The 24,876-nt window shown below is 66.9% G+C and carries 25 protein-coding genes; 13 read left to right on the top strand and 12 right to left on the bottom strand.

Annotation, left to right across the window (positions count from 1 at the left end):
* The first annotated feature begins 2 nt into the window (after window positions 1-2).
* Window positions 3-440 carry an ExbD/TolR family protein gene (locus tag QFZ47_RS23885; protein ID WP_047782910.1) on the top strand — a complete coding sequence of 146 codons (438 nt, stop codon included), beginning with the start codon at window positions 3-5 and terminating at the stop codon, window positions 438-440.
* Window positions 441-443: 3 nt separating this feature from the next.
* On the top strand, window positions 444-1,367 hold the full coding sequence (tolA, locus tag QFZ47_RS23880) for a cell envelope integrity protein TolA (RefSeq protein WP_307657999.1): 924 nt from the start codon (window positions 444-446) through the stop codon (window positions 1,365-1,367).
* 51 nt (window positions 1,368-1,418) lie between these two features.
* Here tolA and dnaE read toward each other — a convergent pair whose 3' ends face one another.
* The gene (gene dnaE / locus QFZ47_RS23875) at window positions 1,419-4,937 is read right to left on the bottom strand and encodes a DNA polymerase III subunit alpha (RefSeq protein WP_307657998.1); all 3,519 of its coding nucleotides are present in this window, start codon (window positions 4,935-4,937) and stop codon (window positions 1,419-1,421) included.
* A gap of 61 nt (window positions 4,938-4,998) precedes the next feature.
* Here dnaE and QFZ47_RS23870 point away from each other — a divergent pair, with 61 nt between their 5' ends.
* Window positions 4,999-5,790, top strand: a complete 792-nt coding sequence (locus QFZ47_RS23870; protein ID WP_307657997.1) for a sulfurtransferase — start codon at window positions 4,999-5,001, stop codon at window positions 5,788-5,790.
* 373 nt (window positions 5,791-6,163) lie between these two features.
* Here QFZ47_RS23870 and QFZ47_RS23865 read toward each other — a convergent pair whose 3' ends face one another.
* The 4 genes from QFZ47_RS23865 to QFZ47_RS23850 form a co-directional block, all read right to left on the bottom strand.
* Window positions 6,164-7,087, bottom strand: a complete 924-nt coding sequence (locus tag QFZ47_RS23865; RefSeq protein ID WP_307657996.1) for a pirin family protein — start codon at window positions 7,085-7,087, stop codon at window positions 6,164-6,166.
* 23 nt (window positions 7,088-7,110) lie between these two features.
* On the bottom strand, window positions 7,111-7,662 hold the full coding sequence (locus tag QFZ47_RS23860; protein WP_307657995.1) for a flavodoxin family protein: 552 nt from the start codon (window positions 7,660-7,662) through the stop codon (window positions 7,111-7,113).
* Window positions 7,663-7,813: 151 nt separating this feature from the next.
* Window positions 7,814-8,248, bottom strand: coding sequence for a DoxX family protein (locus tag QFZ47_RS23855; RefSeq protein ID WP_307657994.1), 435 nt, complete (start codon window positions 8,246-8,248; stop codon window positions 7,814-7,816).
* Between the two features lie 80 nt (window positions 8,249-8,328).
* Window positions 8,329-9,030, bottom strand: a complete 702-nt coding sequence (locus QFZ47_RS23850) for a pirin family protein (protein ID WP_307657993.1) — start codon at window positions 9,028-9,030, stop codon at window positions 8,329-8,331.
* Window positions 9,031-9,204: 174 nt separating this feature from the next.
* Between QFZ47_RS23850 and QFZ47_RS23845 the strand changes: the two genes are divergently transcribed.
* The 7 genes from QFZ47_RS23845 (at window position 9,205) to QFZ47_RS23815 (ending at window position 14,995) form a co-directional block, all read left to right on the top strand.
* The gene (locus tag QFZ47_RS23845; RefSeq protein WP_307657992.1) at window positions 9,205-10,158 is read left to right on the top strand and encodes a LysR family transcriptional regulator; all 954 of its coding nucleotides are present in this window, start codon (window positions 9,205-9,207) and stop codon (window positions 10,156-10,158) included.
* A 90-nt stretch (window positions 10,159-10,248) separates the two neighbouring features.
* Window positions 10,249-10,521: a type II toxin-antitoxin system Phd/YefM family antitoxin gene (locus QFZ47_RS23840; RefSeq protein ID WP_307657991.1), complete on the top strand. Its 273-nt coding sequence runs from the start codon at window positions 10,249-10,251 to the stop codon at window positions 10,519-10,521.
* Entirely contained in the window at window positions 10,518-10,841 is a 324-nt protein-coding gene (locus QFZ47_RS23835; RefSeq protein WP_307657990.1) for a type II toxin-antitoxin system RelE/ParE family toxin, read from the top strand. The genes QFZ47_RS23840 and QFZ47_RS23835 overlap by 4 nt, the downstream gene beginning before the upstream one ends.
* A 124-nt stretch (window positions 10,842-10,965) precedes the next feature.
* The gene (locus QFZ47_RS23830) at window positions 10,966-12,051 is read left to right on the top strand and encodes an NAD(P)/FAD-dependent oxidoreductase (protein WP_307657989.1); all 1,086 of its coding nucleotides are present in this window, start codon (window positions 10,966-10,968) and stop codon (window positions 12,049-12,051) included.
* A gap of 7 nt (window positions 12,052-12,058) precedes the next feature.
* Window positions 12,059-12,985: a tRNA glutamyl-Q(34) synthetase GluQRS gene (gene gluQRS / locus QFZ47_RS23825; protein ID WP_307657988.1), complete on the top strand. Its 927-nt coding sequence runs from the start codon at window positions 12,059-12,061 to the stop codon at window positions 12,983-12,985.
* The gene (gene trmB / locus QFZ47_RS23820; RefSeq protein WP_307657987.1) at window positions 12,982-13,734 is read left to right on the top strand and encodes a tRNA (guanosine(46)-N7)-methyltransferase TrmB; all 753 of its coding nucleotides are present in this window, start codon (window positions 12,982-12,984) and stop codon (window positions 13,732-13,734) included. Before gluQRS ends, trmB begins: the two co-directional genes overlap by 4 nt.
* A 103-nt stretch (window positions 13,735-13,837) precedes the next feature.
* Window positions 13,838-14,995, top strand: coding sequence for an ABC transporter substrate-binding protein (locus QFZ47_RS23815; protein WP_307657986.1), 1,158 nt, complete (start codon window positions 13,838-13,840; stop codon window positions 14,993-14,995).
* Window positions 14,996-14,999: 4 nt separating this feature from the next.
* On the opposite strand, the gene QFZ47_RS23810 is transcribed toward QFZ47_RS23815, so the two are convergent.
* Complete coding sequence (locus QFZ47_RS23810; protein ID WP_307657985.1) at window positions 15,000-15,719, bottom strand: Crp/Fnr family transcriptional regulator; 720 nt, start codon at window positions 15,717-15,719, stop codon at window positions 15,000-15,002.
* A 100-nt stretch (window positions 15,720-15,819) separates the two neighbouring features.
* Between QFZ47_RS23810 and QFZ47_RS23805 the strand changes: the two genes are divergently transcribed.
* The 3 genes from QFZ47_RS23805 to QFZ47_RS23795 all read left to right on the top strand — a co-directional run bounded on the left by QFZ47_RS23805 (window position 15,820) and on the right by QFZ47_RS23795 (window position 19,647).
* A complete protein-coding gene (locus QFZ47_RS23805) occupies window positions 15,820-16,410 on the top strand; it encodes an HD domain-containing protein (protein ID WP_307657984.1) in 591 nt (196 codons plus the stop codon).
* A gap of 23 nt (window positions 16,411-16,433) precedes the next feature.
* Window positions 16,434-17,201 carry a class II aldolase/adducin family protein gene (locus QFZ47_RS23800; protein WP_307657983.1) on the top strand — a complete coding sequence of 256 codons (768 nt, stop codon included), beginning with the start codon at window positions 16,434-16,436 and terminating at the stop codon, window positions 17,199-17,201.
* Between the two features lie 178 nt (window positions 17,202-17,379).
* A complete protein-coding gene (locus QFZ47_RS23795; protein ID WP_307657981.1) occupies window positions 17,380-19,647 on the top strand; it encodes a glycoside hydrolase family 3 N-terminal domain-containing protein in 2,268 nt (755 codons plus the stop codon).
* Between the two features lie 97 nt (window positions 19,648-19,744).
* Here the strand turns inward: QFZ47_RS23795 and QFZ47_RS23790 are convergent, their stop codons facing one another.
* From QFZ47_RS23790 to urtC, 6 genes are all read right to left on the bottom strand, one after another.
* Complete coding sequence (locus QFZ47_RS23790; protein ID WP_307657980.1) at window positions 19,745-20,095, bottom strand: alpha/beta hydrolase; 351 nt, start codon at window positions 20,093-20,095, stop codon at window positions 19,745-19,747.
* A 155-nt stretch (window positions 20,096-20,250) separates the two neighbouring features.
* Window positions 20,251-20,598 carry an FmdB family zinc ribbon protein gene (locus QFZ47_RS23785; RefSeq protein ID WP_307657979.1) on the bottom strand — a complete coding sequence of 116 codons (348 nt, stop codon included), beginning with the start codon at window positions 20,596-20,598 and terminating at the stop codon, window positions 20,251-20,253.
* Between the two features lie 11 nt (window positions 20,599-20,609).
* Entirely contained in the window at window positions 20,610-21,842 is a 1,233-nt protein-coding gene (gene fmdA / locus QFZ47_RS23780; RefSeq protein WP_307657978.1) for a formamidase, read from the bottom strand.
* Between the two features lie 27 nt (window positions 21,843-21,869).
* Window positions 21,870-22,559 (bottom strand): urea ABC transporter ATP-binding subunit UrtE, encoded by a 690-nt coding sequence (gene urtE, locus QFZ47_RS23775; RefSeq protein ID WP_307659000.1) that lies wholly within the window; start codon window positions 22,557-22,559, stop codon window positions 21,870-21,872.
* Between the two features lie 340 nt (window positions 22,560-22,899).
* Complete coding sequence (urtD, locus tag QFZ47_RS23770; protein ID WP_307657977.1) at window positions 22,900-23,643, bottom strand: urea ABC transporter ATP-binding protein UrtD; 744 nt, start codon at window positions 23,641-23,643, stop codon at window positions 22,900-22,902.
* A 22-nt stretch (window positions 23,644-23,665) separates the two neighbouring features.
* A complete protein-coding gene (gene urtC / locus QFZ47_RS23765) occupies window positions 23,666-24,874 on the bottom strand; it encodes an urea ABC transporter permease subunit UrtC (protein ID WP_307658999.1) in 1,209 nt (402 codons plus the stop codon).
* Between the last annotated feature and the right edge of the window lie 2 nt (window positions 24,875-24,876).

Raw genomic sequence — 24,876 nt, 5'->3', positions numbered from 1 at the left:
ACATGCCCGCCGTTTCGTCCCGGGGCCGAGGCCGCCGCACGATCAACGAGATCAACATGGTCCCGTTCATCGACGTGATGCTGGTGCTCCTGATCATCTTCATGGTCACCGCGCCGCTCATCACGCCGAGCGTGATCAACCTGCCTTCGGTCGACCGCGCCAACAAGCAGCCCGACAAGCCCATCGAGATCGTCATCAAGAGCGACGATGAAGTGCAGATCAAGAAAGACCCGTCCACCGGCAGCGGTGGCGCGTCCGTTCCCATGACCCAGATCGGCTCCGCGGCCAAGACCGCCCAGGGCGGCGACGACCAGCGCCCCGTGGTCATCAGCGCCGACAAGTCCGTGAAGTACGAAACCGTCGTGAAGGCGATGAACCAGCTCAAGCGCAGCGGCATCGAGCGCGTGGGCCTGTCCGTCACCACCACGGGCGGCAAATAAGGCATGTCGCTCGCCCTGGATCGTCCCGAGTTCGCACCACCGCCGCAGCGCGGCACGCCGCGCGCGGTGCTGCTTGCGCTGATTGCGCACGCGCTCCTGATCGCGGCGCTGACGTGGGGCGTGCGCTGGCGCAGCGACGCCGACGAAGGCGCCGTCGATGCGGAGCTGTGGTCGTCCACGGTGCAGCAGGCCGCGCCGCGCCTGTCCGCACCGCAGGCACCCACGCCCGCTCCCGCGCCTCCGCCGCCGGCTCCCGCGCCGCCGCCACCGCCCCAGGTGAAGGCACCCGAGCCCGCACCCGCGCCGCGCGCCCCCGACATCGCGCTCGAGCGCGAGAAGAAGCTCAAGGAGCAGAAGGAACAGAAAGAACGCGAGCTCGAGCAGCAGCAACAGCAGAAGAAGAAAGAGCTCGAAGCCAAGCAGCGCGCCGAAGACGAAGCCGAACGCAAGAAGGCGCAGCAGCAAAAGCTCGCCGATCAGCAGAAGAAGCAGCAGGAAGCCGAGGCCAAGCAGGCCGAAGCGAAGAAACAGCAGGAAGCCGCAGCCAAGCAGGCCGCGGCCGACCGGGCCGCAACGCTCAAGCGCATGCAGGGCCTGGCAGGCGCGAGCGGCAGCGACGACTCCAAGGGCACGGCCCTGCGCTCGTCAGGACCGTCGAGCGGCTACGCAGGACGCATTGCCGCGGCGGTGCGTCCGAACATCACCTTCCCCGACGCCGAGACGGTGAACGGCAATCCGGCCGCCGAGTTCGAAGTGAACCTGGCACCGGACGGCACCATCGTCGGCGTCAAGCTGACCAAGTCGAGCGGACTGCCCAGCTGGGACGAAGCCGCCGAGCGCGGCCTGCACAAGACCGACAAGCTGCCACGCGACACCGACGGGCGCATCTTCCCCTCGCTGATCGTCTCGCTGCGGCCCAAGCGCTAACGGGGCCGGCCAGGCGCTACGCGCGCCCGGCCGCCTCGCGGCTCATTCGTTTCACTCGTAGATCACCGAGGCCTTGCCCGCCTCCGCCTGCGCCGTCCAGCTGGCGAGCGCGGCGTCGGTCGGGAAGAACCTGGCGCGCTCGCCCAGCTGCAGTTCGACCTGCGCACCGCCGCGCGCCATCGACAGGCGCACCGGCAGCCCCTGCACCAGATCGCCGTGCTCGCTCTGCTCGGTGCGCGGCGGAAAGTCTTTCACCAGGCGCGCGATGTCGGGCGCCTTGCCGTTGACGGCCACCCGCAGGAATTTTCCGAAGCGGCAGCGCGCGGTGGCCAGGTCCCACACTTGCTGCACCTGAAAGCGCGCTTCGAAGCCGCCGCGGCCCGGCTGGAGCCGGCCGCTCACGATCACCAGTTCGTCGTCCTTCAAGGTGTTGCGGTTCGCGTTGATCAGCGCCTCGTCGGCGGTGGCGTCGATGGCGTCGGACTTGTCGTCGAGCTTGAAGATCGCCAGGCGCCCGCGCTGGCCGTTGATCACGCGGAAATCGCTCACGATGCCCGCGATCACCTGCTGGTCGCGCGTGTCCATCAGGTCGCCGATCTCGCGCTTGCAGAAGCGCCGCACCTCGTGCGCCACCTCGTCGAACAGGTGGCCCGAGAGATAGAAGCCCACGGCCGTCTTCTCGAAGGTGAGCCGCTCCTTCACGCCCCAGGGCGTGGCGTCCACCAGTTCGGGCTCCTGCGTGGCCGAGCCGTGCTCGCTGTCGCCGAAGATGTCGACCTGCGCCGCATTGGCCTCGGTGGCCGATGCGAACTCGAAGGCGCGGTCGACCGAGGCAATGAGCGAGGCGCGGTTCTGCTGGATCGCATCGAAGGCGCCAGCCTTGATGAGCGCCTCGACCGTGCGCTTGTTGATGCGCTGGCGGTCGATGCGCACGCAGAAGTCGAACAGGCTCTTGAACGGCCCGCCCTCTTCCCGCGCCCGCACCACGGCCTCGACCGCGAGCTGGCCCGTGCCCTTGACGGCCCCCAGGCCATAGCGGATCACCTTGTCGGTGACGGGCTCGAAGCGGTAGTTGCCGCGGTTCACGTCCGGCGGCTCGAAAGTGATGCCGAAATTCTTCTGCGCGTCTTCGAACAACACCTTGAGCTTGTCGGTGTCGTCCATTTCCACGGTCATGTTGGCGCAGAAGAACTCGGCCGTGTAGTGGACCTTGAGCCACCCCGTGTGGTACGCCAGCAGCGAGTAGGCGGCGGCGTGCGACTTGTTGAAGCCGTAGCCCGCGAACTTCTCCATCAGGTCGAAGATCTCGTCGGCCTTGTCCTGCGGGATGCCATGTGTCGAGAGCGCGCCCGCGCGGAATTTCTCGCGGTGCTCGGCCATCTCCTCGAGCTTTTTCTTGCCCATGGCGCGGCGCAGCAGGTCGGCGCCGCCGAGCGAGTAGCCGCCCAGGATCTGCGCGGTCTGCATCACCTGCTCCTGGTAGACCATGATCCCGTAGGTTTCGGAGAGCATCTCGGCCACGGCCGGGTGCGGGTACTCCACCTCTTCGCGGCCGTGCTTGCGCGCCACGAAGCTCGGGATCAGGTCCATCGGACCTGGACGGTAGAGCGCATTGAGCGCGATCAGGTCTTCGAGCCGCGTTGGCCGCGCATCCTTCAGCATGCCCTGCATGCCGCGGCTTTCGAACTGGAACACCGCTTCGGTCTTGCCTTCGGAGAACAGCTTGTAGGTCTCGCGGTCGTCGAGCAAGATGTTCTCGTACGCGAAGTTCTCCTGGCCCTTGTGGCGCTTGACGATGAACTCTTTCGCAATCTCGAGGATGGTGAGCGTGGCCAAGCCCAGGAAGTCGAACTTCACGAGGCCGATCGCCTCCACGTCGTCCTTGTCGTACTGGCTCACGGCCGAGTCGCTGCCGGGCTGCTGGTAGAGCGGGCAGAAGTCGGTGAGCTTGCCGGGCGCAATCAGCACGCCGCCCGCGTGCATGCCGATGTTGCGGGTCATGCCTTCGAGCTTCTGCGCCAGCTCGACCAGCATGCGCACTTCTTCTTCCTTCTCGATGCGCGCCGCGAGCTGCGGCTCCATCTCGATGGCGTAGTTGTTCTTGTCGCCCTCCACCTTGGGGTTCGGCGGGTACTGGATCGTGACGGGCTGGCCCGGCTTGTTGGGAATGAGCTTGCTGATGCCGTCGCAGAACATGTAGCTCATGTCGAGCACGCGCCCCACGTCGCGGATGGCGGCGCGCGCGGCCATCGTTCCGAAGGTGGCGATCTGGCTCACGGCGTCGCGGCCGTACTTGTCCTTGACGTAGTCGATCACGCGGTCGCGGTTGCCCTGGCAGAAGTCGATGTCGAAGTCGGGCATCGAGACGCGCTCGGGGTTCAGGAAGCGTTCGAACAGCAGCTTGTATTCGAGCGGATCGAGGTCGGTGATCTTCAGTGCATAGGCCACCAGCGAGCCCGCGCCCGAGCCCCGGCCCGGGCCCACCGGGCAGCCATTGTTCTTGGCCCACTTGATGAAGTCGCCCACGATCAGGAAGTAGCCGGGGAAGCCCATGTTCAGGATCGTGTTGATCTCGAACTCGAGCCGCTCGACATAACGCGGCCGCTCGGCATCGCGCCTGGCCGGATCGGGATAGAGGTGCGCCAGGCGTTCTTCCAGGCCCGTGAACGACTCCTGGCGGAAGAACTCGTCGATCGGCATGCGCACGCCTTCGCTGACGAAGGGCGTCGGAAAGTCGGGCAGCTGCGGCTTGCCGAGCACCAGCGTGAGGTTGCAGCGCTTGGCGATCTCGACCGTGTTGGCCAGCGCGCTCGGCACATCGGCAAAGAGCGCCTGCATCTGGGCGCTCGACTTGAAGTACTGCTCTTCGGTGAACTTGCGTATGCGGCGCGGGTTGCCGAGGATTTCGCCTTCCGAGATGCAGACGCGCGCCTCGTGCGCCTCGTAGTCCTGGCGCTCGGCAAACTGCACCGGGTGCGTCGCGACCACGGGCAGGCGCAGCCGGGCTGCAAGCTTCACGGCGGCAATCACATGCGGCTCGTCCTCGGGGCGGCCCGCGCGCTGCAGCTCGATGTAGAAGCGGTGCGGGAACATGCCCGCCAGTTTCAGCGCCAGTTCGGCGGCGCGTTCTTCCTGCCCTTGCAGCAGCGGCACGCCCAATGGTCCCGCCTGCGCGCCCGAAAGCGCGATCAGCCCGCCCTGCAGCTCTTCGAGCCATTCGAGCTTGCAGGCTGCCTGCGACTGGCCCCGGCCCACGTTCTGCGTCCAGGCGCGTGCCAGCAGTTCGGACAGATGGAGGTAGCCCTCCATGTTCTGCACCAGCAGCCCGATGCGCGTGAGCACGCCGGGCTCCTTGCCCAGCCCCTCGATGAAGATTTCGGCGCCGATGACGGGCTTGACGCCCTTGCTTCGCGCCTGCTTGTAGAACTTGACCGCCCCGAACAGGTTGTTCAGGTCGGTGATGGCCAGTGCGGGCTGCTTGTCGGCAGCGGCGGCCTTGACGACTTCGTCGATGCGGTTGGTGCCGTCGACGACGGAAAACTCGGTGTGCAGGCGCAGGTGAACAAACATCCTTCCATTGTAGAAAGCCGCACTCCACGATGTGGGGTGGCGATCCCTACAATTGCGCCCCGTGCAAGAGATTTTGAATATCGCGGCCTATAAATTCGTGGCCATAGACGACAGCCCCGTGCTGCGCGAAGAGCTGCGCGAGCGCGCCCAAGCCCTGGGCCTCATGGGCACGATCCTGCTGGCGCCCGAGGGCATCAACCTGTTCCTGGCGGGCGTACCCGACGCCATCCGCAGCTTCGTGGCCCATCTGCGCGCCGATGCCCGCTTCGCCGACCTCGAAACCAAGGAAAGCTGGTCCGCCGCGCAGCCCTTCCGCCGCATGCTGGTGAAGCAGAAGCGCGAGATCATCCGCATGGACCACCCGGCCATCCAGCCGGCGGCAGGCCGGGCGCCCGGCGTGGATGCGCCCACGCTCAAGCGCTGGCTCGACCAGGGCCATGACGACGAGGGCCGGGAAATCGCGCTGCTCGACACGCGCAACGACTTCGAGGTCGACGAAGGCAGCTTCGACGGCGCGATCGACTGGCGCATCACCAAGTTCACCGAGTTCCCGCCCGCGCTGAAAGAGCACCGCGCCGATTTCGTGGGCAAGACCGTGGTGAGCTTCTGCACCGGCGGCATCCGCTGCGAGAAAGCCGCGATCCTGATGCGCGAAGAAGGCATCGAGAACGTGCTGCAGCTCGAGGGCGGCATCCTCAAATACTTCGAGCAGGTCGGCGGCGCGCACTACCACGGCGACTGCTTCGTGTTCGACGGCCGGCGCGCCCTGGCGCCCGACCTGAGCGCGCGCGCAGCCGACGCCAGTGCGCGCGCGTCGGAAGACATCGAGCTGAGCAGCGGGCTGAAGAAATAGCCGGCGGCCGCCGATGCTCCAGGCCGATCAGCGGCACCTTCACTGGCCTGTGCGCGCTGCTGCTGGTTGGCGTGAGCTACTCGGCATAAATGTTCAGGGCACGATCACGCCGACGGGGTACCTTGCTCCGCGAATGTCCTCCGGCCTGCGGCCTCCCCCTTGATTTCGCTGCGCAAGGCACCCCATCGGCGTGATCGTTATTCGGAGCAGTTGTTGATCAGCGGTACACCGATAGCGTGCCCAGGTGCACAGGGCATCGGGTGCTCCCCGCAGCGAAATAAAGGAGGAGCCGAAGGCGGGGGACATTCGCGGAGGGGAGTACCCGGTGGCCTGTGCACGCGCCCTGAACAAACCTACCCGGTACACGAACAGATCAGACAGGCGTCGTTCCGACGTCAGGCTCGCGCACGCCAAAGGGCTTGCCGGGCAGAGGAATGAATTCGGTCTCGCCAGACACATGCCCCATGCGTTGCGCGGCCCAGTCGGAGCCCGCTTCGAGGATCCGTTCGCGCCGGCTCGAAACGAAATTCCAGGTGATGTAGCGCGGGCCGTCGAGCGTCTCTCCGCCGATCACCATCAGGCGCGCGGCAGTGTCGGAAGCCAGCACCGCGCCCTGGCCGTCGGGCAGCACAGCCATCGTGTGCGCGGGGATCGTTTCACCATTGACGCGCGCATCCGCATCGACGACATAGACGGCCAGCTCGGGCGCCAGCGCGGGCAACTCGAAGCGGCCGCCCGCGGGCAATGCGATGTCGAGGTAGATCGTCTGCGACAGTGTCTTCACCGGCGAGCGCACGCCAAAGGCCTCGCCCACCAGCACGCGCACCGCCACGCCCTGCTCCACCACCTCGGGAATGGCACTGGCCGGCGTGTGCTCGAAGCTCGGCTGGGTTTCTTCGTGCGCCTGCGGCAAGGCGGCCCAGAGCTGCAGGCCGTGGTTCACGTAAGTGTCGGCCTTGAGGCGCTCGGGCTTGCGCTCGGAGTGCACGATGCCGCGCCCCGCGGTCATCCAGTTGATGGCGCCGGGCAGGATCTCCTGCACGCTGCCGAGGCTGTCGCGATGCATCATCGCGCCCTCGAAAAGATAGGTGACCGTAGAGAGGCCGATGTGCGGATGCGGCCGCACGTCGTGCTCCGTGCCAGGCTGCTCGGTGGCCGGACCGAAGTGGTCGAAGAACACGAAAGGCCCGACCGAACGGCGCTGCGCCGCAGGCAGCAGGCGCCGCACCTTGAAGCCGCCGCCCAGGTCCTTGTCGTGCGGTTGAAGCAGTTGGGTGTGGGCGGTGGTGTCGGTCATCGTGTGCTCCGTGAGTGGCGGTTCTAGCCCCGCAATCTTGCCACTGCGGCAACGCGCTCGCCGAAAGCGCGCGCCGTGTCGAAGTCGCCCTTGAACATCTCGGCCGGGCTCGCATCCGAAGGCGACTGCGTCAGCAGGCCGCCGTAGCCGCCCACGTAGTTCAACGAATCGCGCGTGGCGGCCTTGTTGTTGGTCGGCAGGATGCCCATGCTGACCCAGATGCCGCTGTGCTGCATCGCAAGCGTCCACAGGTAGGTCATGGCCGTGACCTTGTCGCCGTTCATGGTGGCGCTGTTGGTGAAGCCCGCGAAGAGCTTGTCCTTCCAGCCCTGCGTGTACCAGACCTTCGACGACGCATCGGCGAACTTCTTGAACTGCCAGCTCACGCCGCCCATGTAGGTCGGCGAGCCGAAGATGATCGCGTCGGCCGCGGCCAGCGTCTCCCAGCCGCCTTCGGGCAGGTTGCCATCGGCGTCGATGGCGAGCAGCCGCGCACCCGCACCATCGGCCACGGCTTGCGCCACGCGCTGGGTGTGGCCGTAGCCGGAATGAAAGACGACAACGATGTCTGCCATTGGATGATTCTCCTGAGTAGAAGCAATGATCGGTGGTGCCGAGGTATTTTTTCGTGAAACACCGAGGAACCGGCTTTGCCGGGCCTCTGGTGTTGCCCCCGGCGAGGGGGTGGGCGAAGCGACACGAAGTGCGCGCAGCCTGGGGGAAAGCCTATTTCTTATCGATGCTGAAGCGGCCGGGGCCGAAGGCAGCAAAGGCGAGCAGGCCGCCGGCAATCGCGATGTTCTTGTTGAAGTTGATCTGCTGCATCATTTTCATTGCATCGGGCGCCGACCAGTACTTGTGGAAGAACAGCGCGGTGGCCACAGTGAAGACTGCCATGAGGATGGCGGTCCAGCGGGTCTTGAAGCCCACCAGCAGCGCAATGCCAAGGACGAGTTCGACCAGGACGGCGATCGCGGCGCCCACTTCCGGCAGCGGCAGGCCCACCGAGTTGATGTAGCCCACGGTGCCCGAAAAGCCCATGAGCTTTCCGATGCCTGCGGGAATGAACAGGTACGCGATCAGGATGCGGCCGACGAGGGCCAGCGTGTCCTGGGCTGCGTTGGAGGTGTCGGTGGTGGTGCTCAGGGTTGCGGTTGCCATGGTTGAAAACTCCTCGATTGTTGAAAGGGAAAGGGACAAGAGAAAAGGAAAGCCGGGCGGCATGCGCCCGGCATGGTCGATCAGGCGGCCAGGTCGAACACCAGCACTTCGGCATCCTTGCCGGCGCCGAGCGTGAGCTGCGATTCGCCTTCGAGCATCGCGGCGTCGCCGCCCGCGAGCTTCTGGCCATTCACTTCGAGTTCGCCGCGCACCAGGTGCACGTAGCTCTTGCGCTTGGGATCGAGCGCCAGGCTGGCGGTTTCGTCGCCATCGAGCAGGCCTGCGAACAGGCGCGCATCGGCATGCACCGTCACCGAACCGTCGGCACCGTCGGGCGAGGCCACCAGGCGCAGCTTGCCGCGCTTCTCGGCGTCGCTGAACTGCTTTTGCTCGTAGCCGGGCGCAATGCCGCGCACGTTCGGCTCGATCCAGATCTGCAGGAAGTGCGTGGTCTCGTCGGCCTTGTGGTTGAACTCGCTGTGCATCACGCCGCGGCCCGCGCTCATGCGCTGCACGTCGCCCGGTGGAATGGACTCCACGTTGCCCATGCTGTCCTTGTGCGCCAGTTCGCCCGAGAGCACGTAGCTGATGATCTCCATGTCCTTGTGGCCATGGGTGCCGAAGCCGGCGCCCGCGGCCACGCGGTCTTCGTTGATCACTCGCAGGTTGCCGAAACCCATGTAGGCCGGATCGTAGTAGCCGGCAAAGGAAAAGCTGTGGAACGAGCGCAGCCAGCCATGGTCGGCATAACCGCGTTCCTGTGATTTACGGACTTGCAACATCGTCAGACTCCTTCGGCCCTTCCCCGAGGGGATGCTCGGGCCTTCTTCGTATGCCGCGCCGGATGCGCAGCGGATGTGAAGAACTTTAGGTCCGCACCCCCACTGCAAAAGCGCCTGGTTTTGATGGCATCATTCAAATTTTTTGATCGATCGAACGATCCAGTGGGAGCCGCCATGCCCAGCGCCAGAGACGTATTGACCCCCGAGGCCCTCGCCATGCTGCAGACCGTGGCCAGCACCGGCAGCTTTGCCGGCGCGGCGCGCGCGCTCAACCTGGTGCCCAGCGCGCTCAGCTACCGCGTGCGCCAGATCGAGGACGCGCTCGACGTGCTGCTGTTCGACCGCAGCGCGCGCCAGGCCCGCATCACCGAGGCCGGCGCCGAGCTGCTGCGCGAGGCGGCGCGGCTTCTGAGCGAGATCGATGCGGTGGCCAACCGCGTCAAGCGCGTGGCCACCGGCTGGGAGCCGATGTTGACCATTGCGGTCGACAGCGTGATCGCGCGCGATCCGCTGCTCGACCTGGCCACCGCCTTCTTCGCGCTCGATCCGCCCACGCGGCTCAAGCTGCGCGACGAAACGCTGCTCGGCACCATCGAGGCACTGACCAGCGGCGAGGCCGACCTGGCCATCGGCGCGGTGCTCGATGCCGCGAGCCTGGCCTTCACGGCCACCGGCATCCGCAGCCGGCCGATCGGCGAGCTGCGCTTCGTCTATGCGGTGGCGCCGCACCATCCGCTCGCGCGCCTGCGCGAGCCGCTGAGCGACGACGTGCTGCGCCAGCACCGTGCGGTGGCCGCGGCCGACTCGGTGCGCAGCGGGCCGAGCATGACCGTGAACCTCATCGGCGGACAGGACGTGCTCACGGTGCCGAGCATGCAGGCCAAGATCGCGGCACAGCTGCATGGGCTGGGCGGCGGTTTCCTGCCCGAGCCGATGGCGCGGCCCTACATCGAGGCGGGCCACCTCGTCGAGCTCAGAACCGAGCGCCAGGCGCCGCTCGGCACCATGCACTGCGCATGGCGCGTGCGCAGCGCAGGCGGACCGGGCCGCGCACTCGAATGGTGGCTCGCGCAGTTCGAGCACGAGGGCACGCGGCGGGCGCTGCTGGAGCGGCATCGGGGGCGGTGAGGCGTCATATCCCCCAGGGTTGCCATCCGAACCAAATTCAGTCCAAAATCAGTCCGACCCGATCAGTTCAAAAAATTCAGGAAGTGGCCCATGAAGTTCTCCACCCAAGTCAAACCCATCAGTTATCTCAAGAGCCACGCCGCCGACATTGTCAAAACGATCTCCGAAAACCGTGAGCCGATGGTGATCACGCAAAACGGCGAAGCCAAGCTCGTGGTCATGGATGTCCGCTCTTATGAAGAGCAGGAGGAGACACTGGCCCTGCTGAAGATCCTTTCCCTCGGCCATCGCGAGATCGAGCAAGGCCAGTTCCGCGCCGCGGCGGAAGTCCTTGCCAGGCTGGACGACGAAGACGCACAGTGAAGGTCGTGTTCCTGCGGTCTGCCGAGGCCGATCTGATGGACTTGCGGCGCTACATCGTGAAGAACTTCGGCACCGGCACATGGGCGGCCAGCTACGGAAAAATCAAGGACTCGATCGCGATCATTGCGGCCCACCCGCATGCAGGCAGGATTCCGGGCGAGCTCGAAAGCCTGGACATCGGCCAATACCGGCAGGTCATCTCGGGCTTGAACCGCATCATCTACGAGGTGCGCGAGGACACGATCTACATCCACGTGGTCTGCGACACGCGGCGTGACTTGAAGAACCTGCTCATGCGGCGCATGACCGGCCCGAGGTGACAGGCGCAACAAGCTTCCGGCTCGGAATCCATTCGCAGCAAGGTGCGCGGGGAGCAGGCCGGCGGACCGTTGTAGAGTCCGGACACATCCATCCGCATCTCCCTCGAAAAGAAAAGAATCCGCCATGACCACTCGCGCAACCGCCAAGCCCGCCGTACGCCACCGAACAACCCCCGCCGCTCCACGCCACTACGCCGTCGTCGGCGCCGGCATTGCCGGCGTGGCCTGCGCGCGCACGCTGGTGCAGGCCGGCCACAAGGTCACGGTGTTCGAACGCGATGCCGCACCCGGCGGGCGCATGGCAAGCGTCGACACTGCCTTCGGCCGCTTCGACAGCGGCGCGCAGTACTTCACCGTGCGCGATCCGCGCTTTGCGCTGGCACTGGAAGCCACGCCCAACCTCTGCCGCCCCTGGAGCGCCAACCTCGTGCGCGTGCTCGATGCGCATGGCCGCGTGGCCGAGGCCGCATTGCCCGGGCGCGAATCGCACTGGGTGGCGCAACCCGGCATGGATGCCCTGGTGGCGCACTGGGCCGCGCCGCTGGGCGACAGCCTCGTGTTCGACACGCAAGTCACGCAGATCGAGGCCGACGCGCTCGACCCCAAGCGCTGGCAGTTGCGCACTGCGGGCGAAGACGATTCGCAGCACGTGTACTCGGGCTTCGACGCCGTGCTGCTGGCCGTGCCGCCCTCGCGCACGCGCGTGCTGCTGGGCGACGGCAAGCTTTCCGCGTCCATCAGCCAGAAGATCGAGCCGGTGCGCATCGCGCCCTGCTGGACGCTGATGATCGCCTTCCCGCAGGCCAACCAGGCCAACATGTCGCATCTGGGCCCGCAATGGAATGCGGCGCGCAGCACCCACCACCGCGTGGCATGGCTCGCGCGCGAGTCGTCCAAGCCCGGCCGCGAACGCGTCGAGCGCTGGACGCTGCAGGCCAGCGCCGCCTGGTCGCAGGAGCACCTGCGCGACGACGCCCCGCGCGTCGAAGCCAAGCTGCTGCGCGCCTTTGCCGAGATCACCGGCATCCATGCCGCGCCCACGCACGCCCAGGCGCGCTGCTGGAACGAAGCCCAGACCCAGGTTCCGGTCGGCAAAAGCCACCTGTGGGACGCCAAGGCGCGCATTGGCGTGGCCGGCGACTGGTGCACCGGCCATCGGGTCGAAGACGCGTTTCTCTCGGGCCTTTCGCTGGCGCTCGCAGTGATCTGATCCGCGCATGCGTGCGACCGGCCGTTTCGCGCCCTCGCCCACCGGCCCGCTGCATGCTGGCTCGCTGGTGGCCGCGCTCGCAAGCTGGCTCGACGTGCGCGCGCGCGGCCCCAAGGCACGCTGGCTGATCCGCATCGAGGACGCCGACACCGAGCGCTGCCTGCCCGGCATGGGCGAGCACATCCTCCGGCAGCTGACCGATTGCGGGCTGCTGCCCGACGAAGCGCCGGTGTGGCAGACGCAGCGCACTGCGCGCTACGAAGCGGCGCTGGCAAAGCTGCAGGCCCTCGGCCTGGCCTACCCCTGCGGCTGTTCGCGCAAGGACATCGACGAGGCGCTGGCACGGCTCGGCCGTCCGCACACGCGCCATGGCGAGCGGGTCTATCCGGGCACCTGCCGCGACGGACTCCATGGCAAGCCCGCACGCGCCTGGCGCTTCGCCGCCGAGAAGTTCGAAGCCACCCAGCCGGCATTGGCACGCGGCGAACTCTGCTGGACCGACCGCCGCCTCGGCCGCCAATGCCAGGACGTCGGCCGCGAGGTCGGCGACTTCGTGCTGCGCCGCGCCGACGGCCCGTGGGCCTATCAGCTCGCGGTGGTGGTCGACGACGCGGAACAGGGCGTGACCGACGTGGTGCGCGGCGAAGACCTCGCCGACAACACCGCGCGCCAGATCCTGCTGCAGCGCGCGCTCGGCCTGCCGACGCCCAGCTACCTGCACACGCCGCTGGTGCGCGGCGCCGACGGCGACAAGCTCTCCAAGCAGAACGGCGCCACCGCCATCGACACTGCCACGCCCGAAGCCGCCCTGGTCGCGCTCGACGCGGCCGCGTGCGTTCTCGGATTGCGTGCCGCCACGGCCGCTTCCTGCGCGGCCGCATTGGCCGGCTGGGTGCCCGAATGGCGCGATCTCTACAATTCGCGGCCGCAATGACCTTTCCCGACACCGTGCCCCACGACCTTCCGCCCAGCGACGACGACAACGACGACGCGGCCGCCGACAAACCGCATCCGCTGCACCGCCGCCTCAAGAGCTTCGTGAAGCGCGCCGGCCGCACCACCGACGGCCAGGCCCGCGCCTTTGCCGAACTGGGCCCGCTGTTCCTCATCCCCTACAAGCCCGAGCCGCTCGACTTGACCGCCGCTTTCGGCGGCCGCGCCGCGCCCACCGTGCTCGAGATCGGCTTTGGCATGGGCGAGGCCACCGCGCACATCGCCACGGTGCTGCCCGAGACCAACTTTCTCTGCTGCGAAGTGCACGAGCCCGGCGTGGGCGCGCTGCTCAAGCGCATCGGCGAGCAGTCGATCACCAACATCCGCATCTGCGCGCACGATGCGGTCGACGTGCTCGACCACATGCTGCTGCCCGGCACGCTTGCGGGCGTGCATGTGTTCTTCCCCGATCCGTGGCACAAGAAGCGCCACAACAAGCGCCGCCTGATCCAGCCCGAGTTCGTGAAAAAACTCGCCGGGCACCTGCGCCCGGGTGGCTACATCCACTGCGCAACCGACTGGCAGCCCTACGCCGAGCAGATGCTCGAGGTGCTGTCCGCCGAACCGCTGGTGCGCAACACGGCCGAAGGCTATGCACCCAAGCCCGAATACCGGCCGCTCACCAAGTTCGAGAACCGCGGCATCAAGCTGGGCCACGGGGTCTGGGACCTGGTGTTCCGGCGCGCCTGAGGCCGCTCCTCCAGCAGGCCGGCGGCGCGGCCTCCGTGCCGCCGCCTTCCCCATGGGCACCGAACTTGCTACACTTTTTTACTACTGTTAAAAAAGGTGAGCCATGGACAGTTCTCGCAGGGAATGGCTGGGCAAGGCGTGCGGGGCGCTGCTGCTGGGCGGCGGTGTTCATCTTCCGGCGCTTTCGCAATCGAACCGTGCGGCGGGCGCCCGCGTGGTCCTGCTGGGCCAGTCGGTGCCGCTGACGGGCGCGGCCAGCGAGATCGGCCTGGCGTTCGCAGCCGGCAGCCGGCTCGCGGTGGGCGACTTCAACGAGCGCAATGCCGCCAGCGGCCTGCAGCTCAAGCTGCTGCAGCTCGACGACGGCTACGACGCGGCGCGGGCCGCAGCCAACGCCCGCACCCTGCTGGGCACCGACAAGGCCGACATGCTGTTCGGCTTCGTGGGCACCGCCAGCAGCGATGCTGGAGCGAACGTGGCCGCGCAGCAGGGCAGCCTGTTGTTCGCACCCTTTGCCGCCGCCGACGCACTGCGCGAGGCGAGCCATCCCCATGTGTTCCACGTGCGTCCCGGCATGATCGACGAGGCGCTGAAGATCGTGCGCCAGTGCGCGACCGTGGGGCAGACGCGCATCGCGCTGGTGGCCGACGACGACGCCATGGGCCGCGCCGGCCTGGCCGCCGTGCAGCAGGCCATCAAGGAGCTGAAGCTGCCGGCGCTGGTGGCCACGGCCATGGTTCCAGCGGGCGGCGACAAGCTCGACACGGCGCTGAAGACGGTGCAGCAGCAGGCGCCGCAGGCCATCGTGCTGGTGTCGCTCTCGGGCACCACGGCCAACGCGATCCGCAAGCTGCGCAAGAGCGGCTACAGCGGCAGCTTCATGGCCTTCTCGATTGTGGGCATCGATCCGCTCTATGCCGAGCTGGGCAAGGACATCGGCGGCATCGTGATCTCGCAGGTGGTGCCGTCGCCGCGCCCCTCGGCCATTCCGATCGTCAAGGAGTACCGCGCCGCGGTCGACAACTCCGACCAGACGCCCTCGTACGAAGGCCTCGAAGGCTTCATCGCGGCCAAGGTGGTGGGCGAGGCGGTGCGCCGCGCCGGCCGCGGCTTCACGACCGCGAGCCTGCAGCGCGTGATGACGGCGATGACCGACTACGACGTGGGCGGCTTCCGCGTCAACCTGCGCCCGGGCCTGCGCGATGCCTCGCGCAACATCGACCTGATCAGCATCTCGGCCGACGGTCGCGTGCTGCGCTGAGGCGCTACCCGGTACTCACCAGCGCCTGCAAGGCATCGAGAGACAGCAGCTCGATGCGCCCGTAGCCCAGCGCGACCACCCCCTCGCCCGCCAGCGCATTGAGCTCCTTCGAGAGCGTCTGGCGCGTGACGCCGAGCATCATGGCCAGCGCCTCCTGCGGCAGCATCAGCGTGCGGCGCAGGTGCACCGACTGCGTGGCGTCGCCGCGCGCCAGCACCAGCAGCCGATGCGCCACACGCGCACGCAAGCTGCGCAGCGTGGCGTCTTCGGTCAGGCCGTAGAGCATGCGCACGCGGGCGGCCAGCATGGCCGCGATGGCGTTGGCAAAGACCACGTCGCGCATCTGCCGGGCAAAGGCTTCCGGCGGCACCACGAGCAGGTCGAGCGCCTCCAGCGCGGTGGCATCGTGCGTGCGCGGCGAGCCGTCGATCAACGTGATCTCGCCGAACCAGTTGCCGGGTTCGAGCACCGCGAGGATGGCCTCGCGCCCGTCCTGCCGCAGCGACGAGATCTTGATCGTGCCGGCCAGGAGGCCATAGAAGCCGCCGCCCGCGGCGTGGATCGGATCGCCCTGGCGGAACACCATCGCGCCGCGCCGCACGTGAATGAGTTCGCCCGCGCCCAGCAGTGCTTCGCGCTGCGCGCGCGGCATGCTGGTGAACCATGGATTGAGCTCCACCGCAGCGCGGTGCGGGGCGGAAAGACGCGGCTTGGGAGGAGGCATGCGGGGGTTTACCAGAGCCTTGCATTGTCAAATTCTTGACAGTTGAACGTCAAGCCCGGGTCTACAGTGGCCGCTCCCCCAGGAACACGGAGACAACACGATGAGCGAACGCGCAGGTTTCAGGCGCATGCAGGAGAGCACGCGCGAGGACTGGCAACTGATCGGCGGCGAGTTCAGGCAGTTCGCGGGCGGCCTGCCCGCGCGCGTGATCAGGCACCTGCAGATCCTCGAAGGCGACTACGGCGGCTTTCCGGTCGACCGCTACACCCATTCGCTGCAGACCGCCACGCGCGCGCTGCGCGACGGGCGCGACGAGGAATACGTGGTGTGCGCGCTCCTGCACGACATCGGCGACACGCTCGGCAGCTTCAACCATCCCGACATTGCCGCGGCCATCCTGAAGCCCTTCGTGAGCGAGGCCAACCACTGGATGGTGCAGCACCACGGCATCTTCCAGGGCCACTACTTCTTTCATCACATCGGCCTGGACCGCGACATGCGCGACGGCTTCAAGGGCCATCCGCACTACGAGCGCACAGCCGAGTTCTGCGCGCTCTACGACAACCCCGCGTTCGACCCCACGGCCGAGACGCTGCCCATCAGCGAATTCGAACCCATGCTGCAGCGCCTGATGGCGCAGCCGAAGCAGAGCATCTACAAGGCCGCCATGAAGGAACCTGCCGCGGCCTGACCCCCACAAGGAAACCACTCGCCATGAACGCAAACTCCCCATCCGAAATCCAGAAGCTCGTCTCCGCCGAGGAGTGGCAGCTGCGCGTCGACCTTGCCGCGTGCTATCGCCTGGTGGCGCTCTACGGCTGGAGCGACCTGGTCTTCACGCACATCAGCGCGCGCATCCCCGGACCCGAGCACCACTTCCTGATCAACCCTTACGGCCTGATGTTCGACGAGATCACCGCATCGAGCCTGGTCAAGGTCGACCAGCAATGCAACAAGATCATCGAGTCGCCCTATGCCGTGAACCCGGCCGGCTTCGTGATCCACAGCGCGGTGCATGCGGCGCGCGAAGACATCCAGTGCGTGCTGCACACCCACACCAGGGCCGGCATCGCCGTGAGCGCGCAGAAGAACGGCGTGCTGCCCATCAGCCAGCAGTCGACCTTCGTGCTGGCTTCGCTGGCCTACCATGATTACGAAGGCGTGGCCTTCCGCGACGACGAGAAGCCGCGCCTGCAGGCCGATATGGGCAACGCCAATTTCCTGATGCTGCGCAACCACGGCCTGCTCACCTGCGGCAAGACCATTGCCGACGCCTTCCTTTCGATGTACACCTTCGAGAACACCTGCCAGATCCAGATCGCGGCCCAGTCGGGCGGCGGCGAACTCACGCAGGTGAACCCCAGGATCGTCGAAGGCGTGGGCCAGGCGATGAAGGTGCAGACCGGTGGCCTGGGCGGGCAGTTCGTCTGGCCCTCGCTGATCCGCAAGCTCGACCGCATCGACGACAGCTACAGGCAATAGGCAACACGCGCCGATTCCGCTTTCCACGGCTGCCAGTGCCTGCGCGACGGGCGCCGGCAGCCATTTTTTTATCTGCGCGGTGTGAGCGTGGGCCCGGCGCCCACTGTTGAACCGGGTGTAACAGCTCCAAAGACCGACCGCGCCGCGCGGCCTCGCTTTGGCGTGAGAATGGCGGGCCATGCACGTTCGAATCCCCGCCATGGCGGCCCTGCTGGGCCTGGCCTTCTGTCTCCTCACCCCCGCCTGTGTCGCAGTCCCAGCCGCCGCCGAGGTCGCGGATGCCCGCATCGAGTCGCTCGTCGCCCGCATGACGGTCGAGGAGAAGGTGGGCCAGCTCAGCCTCTACGGCCCCGCCGACACCAACATCCCCGGCAACCCGCAGGCCGCCCAGCGCAATGGGCAGCAAGAGATCGACGACGTGCGCGCCGGCCGCGTGACCGGCCTGTTCAACAACGAAGGGCTGGAACGCAAGCGGGTGCTGCAGGAAGTGGCCGTGCGCGAATCGCGCCTGGGCATTCCGCTGCTCTATGGCGCCGACGTGATCCATGGCTTTCGCACCATCTTTCCGATGCCGCTGGCCGAGGCCGCGAGCTGGGAGCCCGAACTTGCCGAGCGCACCGCGCGCGCAGCCGCGGTGGAAGCCAGCGCCGACGGCTTTCGCTGGACCTTCGCGCCGATGGTGGACATTGCACGCGACGCGCGCTGGGGCCGCGGCATCGAGGGCGCGGGCGAAGACGTGTACCTGGCCAACCAGTTCGCGGCCGCGCGCGTGCGCGGCTTCCAGGGCAGCGACCTCTCGCGCGCCGATTCGCTCTTGGCCACGCCCAAGCATTTCGCGGCCTACGGTGCCGCGGAGGGCGGGCTCGACTACGCCGCCACCGACATCTCCGAGCGCACGCTGCGCCAGGTCTACCTGCCGCCGTTCCGCGCCGCGCTGGACGCGGGCGCGCTCTCGGTCATGAGCGCCTTCAACGAGATCTCCGGCATTCCATCGATTGCCAACCCGGCGCTGCTGACGGGCGTGCTGCGCGACGAATGGAAGTTCAAGGGCTTCGTGGTGTCCGACTACACGGCCGACGAAGAACTGATCGCGCACGGCTATGCGTCCAACGGCCGGCAGGCGGCCAAGCAGTCTTTCCTGGCCGGCACCGACGTCAGCATGCAGAGCGGCCTGTACATGCGCTACCTGCCCGAACTCGTGGCCTCGGGTGAAGTGCCGATGGCGCGTCTCGACGATGCGGTGCGCCGCGTCCTGTGGGTCAAGCAGAAGCTCGGCCTGTTCGACCAGCCGCTTCGCGGACTCGACGCCGCACCGGCGCAGCCCCGGGCCGACAACCCCGAGCACATCGCGCTCGCGCGCGAAGACGCACGGCGCTCCATCGTGATGCTGAGAAACGAGCGCGCAGTGCTGCCGCTGCCCAAGTCGGGCCGGAAGATCGCGCTGATCGGTCCCTTCGCCTCGGGCACGCGAGACCTGCTCGGCGCGTGGAGCCTGTTCCCGGGCCAGTCGGCGCCGGTCGGCATCGACGAAGGACTGCGCGCCGCGCTGCGCGACCCCGCCGCCCTGGCGGTGGTGCCCGGCTCGGGCATCGATGCGCCGCTGGCCGGTGGCATCGAGGCCGCCGTGGCCGCCGCGCGCGATGCCGACGTGGTGGTGCTCGCCATCGGCGAGAGCGAGCGCATGTCGGGCGAAGCGCGCTCGCGCACCGACATCGGCATTCCGCAGGCCCAGCAGGACCTGGCCGAGGCCGTGGCCGCCACCGGCAAGCCGGTGGTCGTGCTGCTGAGCAACGGCCGCGCGATGGCACTCAGGGGCGCGGTGCGCAATGCCGACGCCATCCTCGTCACCTGGTTTCTCGGCGTGCAGACCGGCACGGCCATCGCCGATGTGGTGTTCGGCGACTTCAATCCCTCGGGCCGGCTGCCGGTGAGCTTTCCGCAAACGTCCGGGCAGGTGCCCTTCTACTACGGCCAGAAGCGCACCGGCCGGCCGCTGCCCGACAACGACCAGGCCAAGGCATTCAAGACCCGCTACGTCGACACCACGAACCAGGCGCTCTACCCCTTCGGCTACGGCATCGGCTATGCGCCGGTGCGCTACGACAGCGTGGAACTGAGCCAGGACCGGCTGCCGCTGGGCGGCACCCTGCGCGTGCGCGCCACCGTCACCAACACCGGCCAGCGCGAGGCCGAGGAAGTGGTGCAGCTCTATGCCGCCGAACGCGCCGCAAGCGTGACGCGGCCGGTGCGCGAACTCAAGAACTTCCGCAAGGTGCGCATCGCACCCGGCGCGTCGAAGGTGGTCGAATTCACGCTGCGCGCGGACGACCTGCAGTTCATCGGCCGCGACATGAAGCCGACGGTCGAGCCGGGGGAGTTCGATCTGTGGGTGGCGCCTTCGGCCGCGGGCGGCATCAGGAAGAGCTTCGCGCTCACGCGGGAGTGATGCGCAATGGGCGATCCGCCAGCTTTCGGCGGCAACGGAAAAACGGGCCCGTCGAGGGCCCGTTGTTCTTCATTGCGTCGATCGGGGAACGATCGGCTTAGAGCCCGGCTTGGCGCGTGAACGACACGCTGGGCTTCTTGTAGGCTTGCGGCACTTCGTCGCGGTAGAACGCGCGGCGGTCGAGGCTGGCGAACGGATCGTGGGCCTTGGCGACGGCTTCGGCCTGGATGGTCGCGCGGTCGGCGGTCGAGGTGAAGGTTTGCGCACCGGCGCTGGCACCATCGCCGTATTCGTTGCCGGCGCGAGCGGCGGCAACGGCTTGCGGCGCGACTTCGGCGCGCGAAACGCCGGAGTTCACGGTCAGCACACCTTCATAGGTTTCTGCGTGCGCACCGGCAGCAGCCAGAAGCGAGAGGGCAGCAGCAGCGAGGACTTTCGAGGCATTCATTTCAATCTCCTGATGGGTTGGTTGGTGAAATGAAGTGTGATCCTGAAGGCCCCAAAAAAACCGCCGCAAACGGAATCGCGGCGTTCACGGGATTGAAACAATCGGGCCGGCGCCGGCCCGTGCTCGCTGCGGATTGTTAGCCCGGCATGAGTGCGTTAATGCGAAATCATCCAGGGCCGCTTCGACGGCGCCGACTTGGCGCCGTTCGCCGCCGTGACTGTCGCGCTTCGCCGCGACGATGAACCCGCGCAGCAGCCGCAGCCCGCCGGATGCTTGAAGCGCGCGTAGTCGCGCGAACTGCCCGGCGCGTGCCGCGCGCGCTCGTTGGCCTCCATCGCGCGGCGCGTGCCCGAGGCCATCAGCGCGAGCCGCGGCGCGGCCGAAAGTACGCGCGGCGATGCAGAGGCGCAGTCGGGGCACGCGGCCGGCTCGTCGCGCTGGCCCGAAGGCCGCAGCGCCTCGAAGCCGCCGCATTGGCCGCAGGCGTAGTCGTAGGTGGGCATGGGCGCGTCCCTCAGGCCAGGTCGTGCGAGAGCGGCATGTCGATGCTGCCGTCGATCATCTTCATCGGACCGGCCGCGTTCGGGTTGATGTCGAAGTCGAAGATCTGCGTGGGCAGCCAGAGCGTGGCGCAGGAGTTGGGCACGTCGACCACGCCGCTGATGTGGCCCTGCACGGGCGCCGTGCCCAGGATCGAATAGGCCTGCGCGCCCGAGTAGCCGAACTTCTTCAGGTACTCGATGGCGTTCAGGCACGCCTGGCGATAGGCCACGTTCACGTCGAGGTAATGCTGCTTTCCCGATTCGTCGACCGAGATGCCTTCGAAGATCAGATAGTCGTTGTACTGCGGCGTGATCACGCTCGGCTTGAAGATCGGGTTCTTGATGCCGTACTTGGCCATGCCGCCCTTGATGAGCGTGACCTTCATGTGCACCCAGCCAGCCATCTCGATGGCGCCGCAGAAAGTGATTTCGCCGTCGCCTTGGCTGAAATGCAGGTCGCCCACGCTGAGGCCCGCGCCGTCGACATACACCGGGAAGAACACCTTCGAGCCGCGCGACAGGTCCTTGATGTCGCAGTTGCCGCCGTGCTCGCGCGGCGGCACGGTGCGCGCACCTTCGGCCGCCGCCTTGGCGCGCGCTTCGCCGGTCATCTTGCCCATGTGCGCGGTGCCGGCGAACGGCGGGTTGGCCAGGCCGGGCACGCGGTCCGGGTCGGTGGCGATGAGCTTGCCTTCGCGCTCGTTCCACATGTCGAGCATCGGCTTGTCGGGCAGGCAGCCGATCAGGCCGGGGTGGATCAGGCCGGCGAAGTTCACGCCCGGGATGTGGCGCGAGCTGGTGAACATGCCCTTGAAGTCCCAGATGGATTTCTGCGCTTCGGGAAAGTGGTCGGTCAAAAAGCCGCCGCCATTCTTCTTCGAGAAGAAGCCGTTGAAGCCCCAGAGGCTGTCCTGCTTGGCGCCGATGTCGAGCAGGTCCACCACCAGCAGGTCGCCCGGCTCGGCGCCCTTCACACCCACGGGGCCCGAGAGGTAGTGCACGGTGCTCAGGTCGATGTCGCGCACATCGTCGGCGCTGTCGTTGTTCTTGATGAAGCCGCCGGTCCAGTCGAAGGTCTCGAGGATGAAGTCGTCACCCGGGTTGACCCAGCAGGCCATCGGAATGTCCGGATGCCAGCGGTTGTGGATCAACTCGTTCTCGGTGGGCGGCTTGGTCAGGTCGACCTTGATCAGCGTGTCCGTCATTTGCGGTGGCTCCTGGTGGGTTGGTGGTTAAACGGAGAGATAGGCCTTGATGTGGTCGACGTCGGTCTTGTCGCGCGCGGTCTCGTGCACCAGGCGCCCGCCCTCGATCACGAAGAGCCGGTCGGCCACGTCGAGCGCGAAGCTCAGCACCTGTTCGGACACGACGATGGTGATGCCGCGCAGCTTGCGGATCTCGTTGAGCGCCTTGGCGATGTCCTTGATGATCGAAGGCTGGATACCTTCGGTGGGTTCGTCGAGCAGCAGCACCTTGGGATCGGTGACGAGCGCGCGCGCAATGGCAAGCTGTTGCTGCTGGCCGCCGGAGAGGTTTCCGCCCTTGCGGCGCTTCATGTCCCAGAGCACGGGGAACAGTGCGTAGATTTCTTCGGGGATGCGGCGGGTGTTGGAGTTTTCGAGGCCGGTCTGGATGTTTTCCTCCACGGTCAGCGTCGGAAAAATCATCCGGCCCTGCGGCACGTAGGCGATGCCCTTGGCGACGCGGCGAAAGCTCTCGTCGCGCGACACGTCCTGGCCCGCCACTTCGATACGCCCACTCTTGATGGGAAGCACGCCCATGAGGCTCTTGAACAGCGTGGTCTTTCCCATGCCGTTGCGGCCCATGATGGCTATTGTTTCGTTGGCATGCCCCTCGAACGAGATGCCGTGCAGGGCTTCGCTCTGGCCGTAGGCGACGTGCAGGTCTTCGACCTTCAGCATGATGTTGCTCATTGGGTGGTTCCTCGAATGCTCTTGTTCAGGGCGCTGCCGTCCAGGGCGCGTGCACAGGCCACCGGGTACTCCCCTCCGCGAATGTCCCCCGGCCTTCGGCCTCCTCCTTTATTTCGCTGCGGGGAGCACCCGATGCCCTGTGCACAAGGGCACGCTGCTGGTGAACCTCTGATCAACCACCGCTCGGTCCAACGCTCCCGTCGATGGGGTGCCTTGCGCAGCGAAATAAAGGAGGAGGCCGCAGGCCGGGGGACATTCGCGGAGCAAGGTACCCCGTCGGCGGGAGCGCGCCCTGAACGAACAACGACAAACAGAACGCGACGCTTCATCAGTGCCCCAGGTAGACGTCGATGACTTTGGGATCCGCCTGCACCTTCTCCATCGGCCCCTCGGCCAGGATCTTTCCCTGGTGCATCACCGTGACCTTGTGCGCGATCTGCTTCACGAACGCCATGTCGTGCTCGATGACGATCACCGCGCGGTTCCGGCAGATGCGCTTGAGCAGGTCGGCCGTGAGCTCGCGTTCTCGCGCGCTCATGCCTGCGATGGGCTCGTCGAGCATCAGCAGCTCGGGCTCCTGCATCAGCAGCATGCCGATCTCCAGCCACTGCTTCTGGCCATGGCTCAACAGGCCCGCTTCGGTGCGAAGCTTGTCGGCCAGGCCGATGTCATCGGCCACCGCCTGCACCTTGGCCTTGACCTCGTCGTCGCACTTGAACGCCAGCGCGCCGAGCACCGAGCGGCCCTTGGGGAACGACACCTCGAGGTTCTGGAACACGCTGAGGTTCTCGTAGATCGACGGCGTCTGGAACTTGCGCCCGATGCCCAGCCGCACGCGCTTGTGTTCGGCCATCTTCGTGAGCTCGGTGTTCTTGAACTTGATGCTGCCGGCGCTGGCCTTCGTCTTGCCGCAGATCAGGTCGAGCAGCGTGGTCTTGCCGGCGCCGTTGGGGCCGATGATCACGCGCAGCTCGTTCCTGTCGATGTAGAGCGTGAGGTCGTCGATGGCCTTGAAGCCGTCGAAAGAAACGCTGAGGTCTTCCACCGCAAGGGCGAAGTCGGTATTGCTCATGAGGTGATAGCTCCGGGTTCAGTCATGCGCGCTGGCTGCCGACGCCTTCGGGCAACTGCGGCTCGGGCGACGGCGATGCGGAAGGAGAAGCCGGCGCGGGCGGTGGTGTTGCAGTGGACGCCAGCGGCTTCACCGCCGCCTCGCGCAGCGCCTTGCGGCGTTCCTTCCACCAGGGCCGGATCTTTTCGTCCCACAGGCCCGCCAGCCCCATCGGGAAGGCCATGGTCACGCCGATGAAAAGCCCCGCCATCAGGAACAGCCACAGGTCCGGAAAACTCTCCGAGAACAGCGTCTTGCCCGCATTCACCAGCAGCGCGCCATACACCGCGCCCACCAGGCTCATGCGGCCTCCCACGGCGCAGAAGATCACCATCTCGATCGAAGGAACGATGCCCACGAAGCTCGGCGACATGAAGCCCACCTGCAGCGCGAACATCGCACCGCCAATGCCCGAGAGCCCGGCCGCCAGGCAGAAGATGAAGACCTTGAAATTCGATACGTCATAGCCTGAAAAGCGCACGCGGTCTTCCTTGTCGCGCATGGCCAGCAGCAGCGTGCCGAGCTTGCTGGTCTGGATCCAGCGGCACAGCACGATGCTCGCGATCAAGAGGCCCACGCAGACGTAGTAGAGAACGTACTTGGCGCCGTCGGTGCGCGTGTCCCAGCCCAGCATCGTCTTCAGGTCGGTCATGCCGTTGACGCCGCCGGTGTAGCCCTGCTGGCCGATGATGAGCACGGTGCAGATCAGCGCCACCGCCTGCGTGATGATCGCAAAGTACACGCCGCCCACGCGGCGCTTGAACATCGCAAAGCTCACCAGCCAGGCCAGCGCCATCGGCGCCAGCACCACCAGCGCCAGGCTCAGCGGCAGGCTCTTGAACGGCAGCCACAGCGCGGGCAGTTCGGTGATCTGGTTCCAGTCCATGAAGTCCGGAATGCCGGGCGTCGACTGGATCTTGGTCGTGATGGGGTCGGAGGCTTCGAGCTTGAGGAACATCGCCATCGCATAGCCGCCGATGCCGAAGAACACGCCCTGCCCCAGACTCAGCACGCCGCCATAGCCCCACACCATCACCAGGCCCACGGCCACGAAGGCGTAGCTGAGGTACTTGCCCACGAGGTTCAGGCGGAAGATGTCGAGCGACAGCGGCAGCACCACCGCCAGCAGCAGCACCAGCAGCAAGAGGCTCCCGAGCTGGTAGCGCAGGATCGAGGCCTTGATGAAATTCATCA

Origin of the sequence: Variovorax paradoxus, from assembly GCF_030815975.1 — a bacterium.
GTDB classification, from domain to species: Bacteria; Pseudomonadota; Gammaproteobacteria; order Burkholderiales; family Burkholderiaceae_C; genus Variovorax; species Variovorax paradoxus_N.
The sequence above is the reverse complement of the archived record's forward strand: the minus strand, read 5'-3'. Positions and strand labels throughout refer to the sequence as shown.

What these genes read in the sequence shown, in the direction of transcription:
- QFZ47_RS23885 (WP_047782910.1), top strand. Translation starts at nt 3, where the DNA reads ATGCCCGCCGTTTCGTCCCGGGGCCGAGGCCGCCGCACGATCAACGAG.
- tolA (WP_307657999.1), top strand. Translation starts at nt 444, where the DNA reads ATGTCGCTCGCCCTGGATCGTCCCGAGTTCGCACCACCGCCGCAGCGC.
- dnaE (WP_307657998.1), bottom strand. Translation starts at nt 4,937, where the DNA reads ATGTTTGTTCACCTGCGCCTGCACACCGAGTTTTCCGTCGTCGACGGC.
- QFZ47_RS23865 (WP_307657996.1), bottom strand. Translation starts at nt 7,087, where the DNA reads ATGACCGACACCACCGCCCACACCCAACTGCTTCAACCGCACGACAAG.
- QFZ47_RS23860 (WP_307657995.1), bottom strand. Translation starts at nt 7,662, where the DNA reads ATGGCAGACATCGTTGTCGTCTTTCATTCCGGCTACGGCCACACCCAG.
- QFZ47_RS23855 (WP_307657994.1), bottom strand. Translation starts at nt 8,248, where the DNA reads ATGGCAACCGCAACCCTGAGCACCACCACCGACACCTCCAACGCAGCC.
- QFZ47_RS23850 (WP_307657993.1), bottom strand. Translation starts at nt 9,030, where the DNA reads ATGTTGCAAGTCCGTAAATCACAGGAACGCGGTTATGCCGACCATGGC.
- QFZ47_RS23845 (WP_307657992.1), top strand. Translation starts at nt 9,205, where the DNA reads ATGCCCAGCGCCAGAGACGTATTGACCCCCGAGGCCCTCGCCATGCTG.
- QFZ47_RS23840 (WP_307657991.1), top strand. Translation starts at nt 10,249, where the DNA reads ATGAAGTTCTCCACCCAAGTCAAACCCATCAGTTATCTCAAGAGCCAC.
- QFZ47_RS23830 (WP_307657989.1), top strand. Translation starts at nt 10,966, where the DNA reads ATGACCACTCGCGCAACCGCCAAGCCCGCCGTACGCCACCGAACAACC.
- gluQRS (WP_307657988.1), top strand. Translation starts at nt 12,059, where the DNA reads ATGCGTGCGACCGGCCGTTTCGCGCCCTCGCCCACCGGCCCGCTGCAT.
- trmB (WP_307657987.1), top strand. Translation starts at nt 12,982, where the DNA reads ATGACCTTTCCCGACACCGTGCCCCACGACCTTCCGCCCAGCGACGAC.
- QFZ47_RS23815 (WP_307657986.1), top strand. Translation starts at nt 13,838, where the DNA reads ATGGACAGTTCTCGCAGGGAATGGCTGGGCAAGGCGTGCGGGGCGCTG.
- QFZ47_RS23810 (WP_307657985.1), bottom strand. Translation starts at nt 15,719, where the DNA reads ATGCCTCCTCCCAAGCCGCGTCTTTCCGCCCCGCACCGCGCTGCGGTG.
- QFZ47_RS23805 (WP_307657984.1), top strand. Translation starts at nt 15,820, where the DNA reads ATGAGCGAACGCGCAGGTTTCAGGCGCATGCAGGAGAGCACGCGCGAG.
- QFZ47_RS23800 (WP_307657983.1), top strand. Translation starts at nt 16,434, where the DNA reads ATGAACGCAAACTCCCCATCCGAAATCCAGAAGCTCGTCTCCGCCGAG.
- QFZ47_RS23795 (WP_307657981.1), top strand. Translation starts at nt 17,380, where the DNA reads ATGCACGTTCGAATCCCCGCCATGGCGGCCCTGCTGGGCCTGGCCTTC.
- QFZ47_RS23790 (WP_307657980.1), bottom strand. Translation starts at nt 20,095, where the DNA reads ATGAATGCCTCGAAAGTCCTCGCTGCTGCTGCCCTCTCGCTTCTGGCT.
- QFZ47_RS23785 (WP_307657979.1), bottom strand. Translation starts at nt 20,598, where the DNA reads ATGCCCACCTACGACTACGCCTGCGGCCAATGCGGCGGCTTCGAGGCG.
- fmdA (WP_307657978.1), bottom strand. Translation starts at nt 21,842, where the DNA reads ATGACGGACACGCTGATCAAGGTCGACCTGACCAAGCCGCCCACCGAG.
- urtE (WP_307659000.1), bottom strand. Translation starts at nt 22,559, where the DNA reads ATGCTGAAGGTCGAAGACCTGCACGTCGCCTACGGCCAGAGCGAAGCC.
- urtD (WP_307657977.1), bottom strand. Translation starts at nt 23,643, where the DNA reads ATGAGCAATACCGACTTCGCCCTTGCGGTGGAAGACCTCAGCGTTTCT.
- urtC (WP_307658999.1), bottom strand. Translation starts at nt 24,874, where the DNA reads ATGAATTTCATCAAGGCCTCGATCCTGCGCTACCAGCTCGGGAGCCTC.